General features: G+C 37.2%; 5 protein-coding genes. All 5 read left to right on the forward strand.

Going from position 1 to position 6,002, the window contains the following annotated elements; translation table 11 throughout:
- The first annotated feature begins 4 nt into the window (after window positions 1–4).
- From acsC to RDV78_09600, 5 genes are read left to right on the forward strand one after another with little or no spacing between them, the layout of a single operon-like run.
- Window positions 5–1,345: an acetyl-CoA decarbonylase/synthase complex subunit gamma gene (gene acsC / locus RDV78_09580; GenBank protein MDS1030704.1), complete on the forward strand. Its 1,341-nt coding sequence runs from the start codon at window positions 5–7 to the stop codon at window positions 1,343–1,345.
- A 13-nt stretch (window positions 1,346–1,358) separates the two neighbouring features.
- Window positions 1,359–3,233, forward strand: a complete 1,875-nt coding sequence (locus tag RDV78_09585; protein MDS1030705.1) for an ASKHA domain-containing protein — start codon at window positions 1,359–1,361, stop codon at window positions 3,231–3,233.
- A 20-nt stretch (window positions 3,234–3,253) separates the two neighbouring features.
- On the forward strand, window positions 3,254–4,006 hold the full coding sequence (locus RDV78_09590; GenBank protein MDS1030706.1) for an AAA family ATPase: 753 nt from the start codon (window positions 3,254–3,256) through the stop codon (window positions 4,004–4,006).
- A gap of 54 nt (window positions 4,007–4,060) precedes the next feature.
- Complete coding sequence (gene cdhD / locus RDV78_09595; GenBank protein ID MDS1030707.1) at window positions 4,061–5,032, forward strand: CO dehydrogenase/acetyl-CoA synthase subunit delta; 972 nt, start codon at window positions 4,061–4,063, stop codon at window positions 5,030–5,032.
- A 36-nt stretch (window positions 5,033–5,068) separates the two neighbouring features.
- The gene (locus tag RDV78_09600; GenBank protein MDS1030708.1) at window positions 5,069–5,860 is read left to right on the forward strand and encodes a methyltetrahydrofolate cobalamin methyltransferase; all 792 of its coding nucleotides are present in this window, start codon (window positions 5,069–5,071) and stop codon (window positions 5,858–5,860) included.
- The last annotated feature ends 142 nt before the right edge of the window (window positions 5,861–6,002 follow it).

The following is a 6,002-nucleotide window of genomic DNA, read 5'->3' on the forward strand; positions in this document are numbered from 1 at the left end:
CAAATTGGCATTGTCAGGTTTAGAGATTTACAAACAATTACCAAAAAAGAATTGCGCTGAATGTGGGCCACCGACTTGCTTAGCATTTGCGATGGCCTTAGCTGGAGGTAAAGCATCCCTGGATTCTTGTCCTTACGTTTCTGATGAGGCAAGAGCGAATCTAGAGTCTGCATCAGCTCCTCCGATTGCTAAAATCACCGTTGGTACAGGTGATTTAGCAGTAGTATTAGGTGATGAAACAGAATTATTTAGACATGACAAAAAGTTCTATCATGAAACTGCCATGGCTTTCACAGTAAACGATGATTTGGCAGACGATGAATTAACTAATCGCATTAAAGAAATTAATGACTTAAAATTTAATAGGGTTGGATTAGATTATAATATCCAACTTATTGCTGTACAAAACAAGTCTAATGATGCTGCTAAATTTGCTGATGCAGTTAAAAAAGTTAAAGAAGCAAGCGCATTGCCCATGGTTTTAGTAACTGAGGATGTGAAAGCAGCTGAAGCAGCACTAGAAGTCGTTGGTGGAGATAATCCATTACTTTGTGGTGCAAACAGTAGCAACTATGAAGCAATGGCTAACCTAGCTAAAGCAAAAGATGTAGCTTTAGTAGTTAAAGCAGACGGCTTAAATGACTTAGCTGAATTAGTAGATAAAGTTGTAGCATTAGGTCATAAGAAAATTGTTGTTGATCCTGGTGCACGTGATGTGTCTAGAGCAATTGCGGATTTCACTCAAATTCGTAGACTGGCTATCAAAAAGAAATTTAGATCTTTTGGTTTCCCAATTTTAACATTCACTAGCGCAACAGATGCATTGGAAGAGTCTTTAGAGGCTTCTGTATATGTAAGTAAATATGCTAGTGTAGTTGTGATGAATACAACTGATAAAGCTGTTGTATTACCTCTGTTAGCTTGGAGACAAAATCTCTACACAGATCCTCAAGTACCAATTAGAGTACAAGAAGGGCTAAGCCCGATAGGTGAGGTAAATGAAAAGTCACCTGTCTATGTTACAACAAACTTCTCCTTAACTTACTACACAGTACAAGGTGAAGTTGAAGCTAGTAAGATTCCGGCATATATCTTAGCAGTTGACACTGATGGGCTTTCTGTATTAACTGCTTATGCTGATGGTAAGTTCGAAGCTGATAAAATTGCTAATGTATTAAAGAAACACGGCGGTGAAGAACAAGTTAAGAGTCGTACTATAGTATTACCTGGTATGGTTGCAGTACTTAGCGGTAAGCTTGAAGAAGCAACTGGTGGCTGGAAGGTAATGGTTGGACCAAGAGAAGCATCTGGAATTACACCTTTTGCTAAAGTTAATTTCGCGTAGGAGATAAGATAAAATGATAACTTGCTCGGTTACTTTTTTGCCTGATAATATTACAGTAAGTGTAGAAAAAGGCAAAACTATAGCTGAAGCAGCACAAATTGCTGGTATAAAACTAAAAATGCCATGCGGTGGCGAAGGATCATGCGGTAAGTGTGCTGTGAAAGTTATGAGCAATCGAGTATCCGACAATGTAGAAATTTCTCTTGACCAGAAGTTTGAACAGGTCTTAGCGTGTCAAACTGAAGTTTCTGAAGATGTTACAGTTGAAGTACCAGTTAATGCGAGGTTGGGAGAGCATCAGGTGTTACTTTCCGCAGAAGATGATAATGCACTTGGTACATTTGCTTTTGAACCTTTATGTTGGAAAGTAACAATTACTCTCTCCCCTCCTTCCATTAATGAAAATGCTAGTGATTGGATTCGCTTAAAGGGTGAGTTAGGTAAAATAGTTGGCGATGAAGAAGTTATTATTGGATTGCCACTATTAACAAATTTAGCGCATATGTTAAGGGATGCAAGCTGGCAAGTAACTGTAACCTTACTTCAGCAAGACGGGTATGTCGAGGTGATTGATCTACAGCCGGGTGCTAACGATGAACCAATTTATGGTTTAGCAATTGATATTGGGACAACTACTGTAGTAGTTTATTTAGTGGATTTGTGTTCTGGCAAAGTTCTAGATAGAAATGGTACGTATAACAAGCAAGCCGTTTATGGTGATGATGTAATTGCACGTATTATACATAGTCAAGAAAAAAATGGTTTGCAGGAACTACAAGATGCAGTTGTAAATACAATTGATGAACTTACGAACCAGCTTTTGAAAAAAACCAGAATAGAAGGTACTGGTGTTAAAGCCATAACAATTGCTGCTAATACAATTATGACACACCTTTTCTTGGGCCTTGATCCTAAATACATTAGGTTGGAACCATATATTCCTACTACATCGCAATTTCCTGCTGTTAAGGCAACAGAAGTAGGGTTGAGAAGTGTACCTAATGCCAATATTTATTGTATGCCGTCAGTAGGTAGCTATGTCGGTGGAGATATTGTGGCTGGAGTGTTGTATACAGGTATAAGTCAGAAAGATGAATTAACGTTATTTATTGACATTGGTACAAATGGAGAAATTGTATTAGGAAATAAAGAATGGTTAATTAGTTGTGCATGTTCGGCGGGACCTGCATTTGAAGGTAGCGGTATAACATGTGGTATGCGTGCTATGCATGGTGCTATAGAAAGGATACAGATTACACCTGGTACATATGAGACACGTTATGAAACTGTCGAAGATGGTAAACCTACTGGAATTTGCGGATCGGGCTTAATAGATTGTATTGCTAAGCTCCATCATGTGGGATTATTAGATCGTGCAGGTAGATTTACAGCAGATACACAAGATACAAATAGAATAAGAAACAATGAAGAAGGTAAGGAATTTGTAATTTCTTGGGAGAAAGAAGCTGGGGTAGATAATGATATTGTCATCACTGAAGGCGATATCCAAAATTTAATTCGTTCTAAAGGAGCAATATTTGCAGGAATAAGATGCTTATTAAATTCCCTTCAAATTGATATGGAAATTGTAGATAAGTTCTATATAGCTGGTGGATTCGGTAATTATTTAAATATTAATGACGCTATAGAAATTGGATTACTACCTGATTTACCGCATGAAAAATATCAATTTGTTGGTAACACGTCAGTAAAAGGTGCATATATGACCTTGATCTCTCGATCAGCCTTGAAGGCAGCTGTTGAGATAGGTAGAAAAATGACTTACATGGAGCTATCCGTAGGTAATGAATTTATGGATGAATTTGTTTCAGCACTATTTCTACCGCATACTGACTTGAGCTTATTCCCCTCAGTTCAATCAAATTAGGATTTTTAGGAGTGACTATGGTGGCCAAATATATTACAGTAGCAGGTAAAGGCGGAACTGGTAAAACAACCTTTACGGCACTGCTGATTAAGTATTTAATTAATCATAACATGAAACCTATTTTAGCAGTTGATGCAGACCCTAATTCTAATTTAAATGAAGCATTAGGTTTAGATGTAGGAAATACTATATCAGACATCCTTGCAGATGTTAAAGATCCAAAAGCAGTCCCTACGGGTATGACTAAAGATATGTATGTTGAGTATAAATTATCTCAATCTATCATAGAAACTAAAGATGTTGACCTTTTAGTCATGGGTGGCCCGCCTGGACCTGGCTGTTATTGCTATGCTAACGACTTATTACGTAAGCACCTTGAACAATTAGGTGCCAATTATGACTACGTAGTAATAGATAGCGAAGCTGGTTTGGAACACATAAGCCGAAAAACAATTCCTAGGGTTGATTATTTATTTGTAATCAGTGATAGCTCTGCACGAGGAATACGATCTGCAGGAAGAATTAATGAACTTGTTCAAAGTTTAAAAACACCTATCAACAATATAAGTTTAATCGTAACAAAAGTAACTGGTAATCAAATTAAAGATTTAGAACAAGAGATTGCTAAAACAGGATTGGTTCTAAGTGGAGAGATACCTTATGATAATACTCTTATGGAATACGACCTGCAAAGCAAAGCACTAGTTAATTTACCTAGTGATAATCCTGCTGTCCAAGCTGTTAATAATATTTTGGATAAGGTATCATTTTGATTTTAAGTGATCGACTTGAATAGAAATATTTAAGAAAAAGAAAGGAGAATTTAAATGGCGGTAGAGATTCTTAAGGAAAAAAATAGAAGTGCCGTTCAAGAGCTAGTACTTGGAGCTACAAGTGAAAATGGTGGCACTAGAACTAAAACAATTACCGTTGGTGGTGATTCAGCCCTTCCTTTCCATCAATTTGAAGGTGCTACTCCTAATAGACCAGTTGTAGCAATGGAAGTTCAAGACATCAAACCTGAATGGAATGATGCTGTACTTAAATATTTTGCAGATGTAGCAGATAAACCCGGTGCATGGGCAAAAAAATGTGTTGAGGAATATGGTGCAGACCTTATTTACCTAAAATTAGATGGTGCTCATCCAGATGGAGCAAATCGTTCGGTTGAACAATGTGTAGCTACGGTTAAGGAAGTTTTAGCTGCTGTAGGAGTTCCTTTAATTGTAGTAGGCTGCGAAAATGAAGAAAAAGACCATGAAGTAATGACAGCTGTTGCTGAAGCTGCTGCAGGTGAAAACCTTTTATTAGGATTCGCAGAAACAGATAACTATAAATCATTAACAGCTGCATGTATGGTACATAAACATAATATTATTGCACGTTCTCCATTGGATATTAATATGTGTAAACAGTTAAATATCTTAATTAGTGAAATGAATTTAGCATTAAATAGAATTGTAATCGACCCATCTATTGGTGGTCTTGGTTATGGTATTGAATATGCGTACTCAATTCTTGAAAGAGCAAGATTAGGTGCTTTGCAAGGCGACAAAATGCTTTCTATGCCTATTATTGCAACGGTTGGTTTCGAAGCATGGAAAACAAAAGAAGCCGGTGCTTCAGAAGCAGATTATCCAGAATGGGGCCCTCAAGAAGAAAGAGGAATTATGTGGGAATCCACAACAGCTAGCGCATTGTTACAAGCTGGAGCGCATATCTTACTTATGAGACATCCAAAATCTGTTGAAATTGTTAAAAAACAGATTGAGCAATTAATGGTATCTAATGCATACTAAAAAAAGGTAACATCAATATAAAGGAGGAGTGGGAAGATGATTATTATTGGTGAAAGAGTTAACGGTATGTTTACTGACATTAAAGAAGCTATTATCAATAAGGATCCTAAGCCTGTTCAATACTGGGCACAAAAGCAAGAAGAAGGCGGTGCTCGTTACATCGACATTAATGTTGGACCTGCTACAAGTGATAAAGTAGGGGCTATGAAATGGCTTGTTGAAGTTGTTCAGGAAGCTACTGAACTGCCTATAGCTTTAGACTCTACTAATTTTGAAGCAATTGAAGAAGGTTTAAAAATTGTTAAAAAACCAGCATTAATTAACTCCACATCTGCTCAAAGAGAAAAAGTTGAAATTGCTTTCCCATTAGCAGTAAAATACAATGCAGGACTTATTGGTTTAACAATGGATAAAACAGGTATTCCTAAAGATTCTGATAGCCGTTTAGCTTTTGCTATGGAGCTAGTTGCAGCTGCTGATGAATTTGGGCTACCTATGGAAGACCTTTGGATTGACCCACTAATTCTTCCTTGTAACGTAGCTCAGGATCACTCACCTGAAGTTTTAAAAACTTTACAACAAATTAAAACTTTAGCTAATCCAGCTCCTAAGACTGTTTTAGGTTTAAGTAACGTTTCTCAAAACTACTTAGATCGTCCGTTAGTAAATAGAACATTCTTGGCTATGGCTATGGCTTGTGGTTTAGATGCTGCTATTGCTGATGCTAACGATGATGCTTTAGTTGAAACAGCTGCTACTGCTGAATTGATTATGAATCAGAAAATTTACTGTGATTCTTATATCAAACTTTATAGAGAAAATAAATAATTTTAAATTAGTAGCTAACACGGTATGTAATTTGTACATACCGTGTTTTTGTGCGCCCAGCATGGGCGCTTGCTCGTCGGTGAAAGTCCGATACGGGGGTTGATAGTGCCAACCGTTAGCCTAAGACAAGGGTGTCCATCGC

The organism is Bacillota bacterium LX-D, assembly GCA_031628995.1.
GTDB lineage: Bacteria > Bacillota > DUOV01 > DUOV01 > Zhaonellaceae > JAVLUO01.

What these genes read in the sequence shown, in the direction of transcription:
- RDV78_09585 (MDS1030705.1), top strand. Translation starts at nt 1,359, where the DNA reads ATGATAACTTGCTCGGTTACTTTTTTGCCTGATAATATTACAGTAAGT.
- cdhD (MDS1030707.1), top strand. Translation starts at nt 4,061, where the DNA reads ATGGCGGTAGAGATTCTTAAGGAAAAAAATAGAAGTGCCGTTCAAGAG.
- RDV78_09600 (MDS1030708.1), top strand. Translation starts at nt 5,069, where the DNA reads ATGATTATTATTGGTGAAAGAGTTAACGGTATGTTTACTGACATTAAA.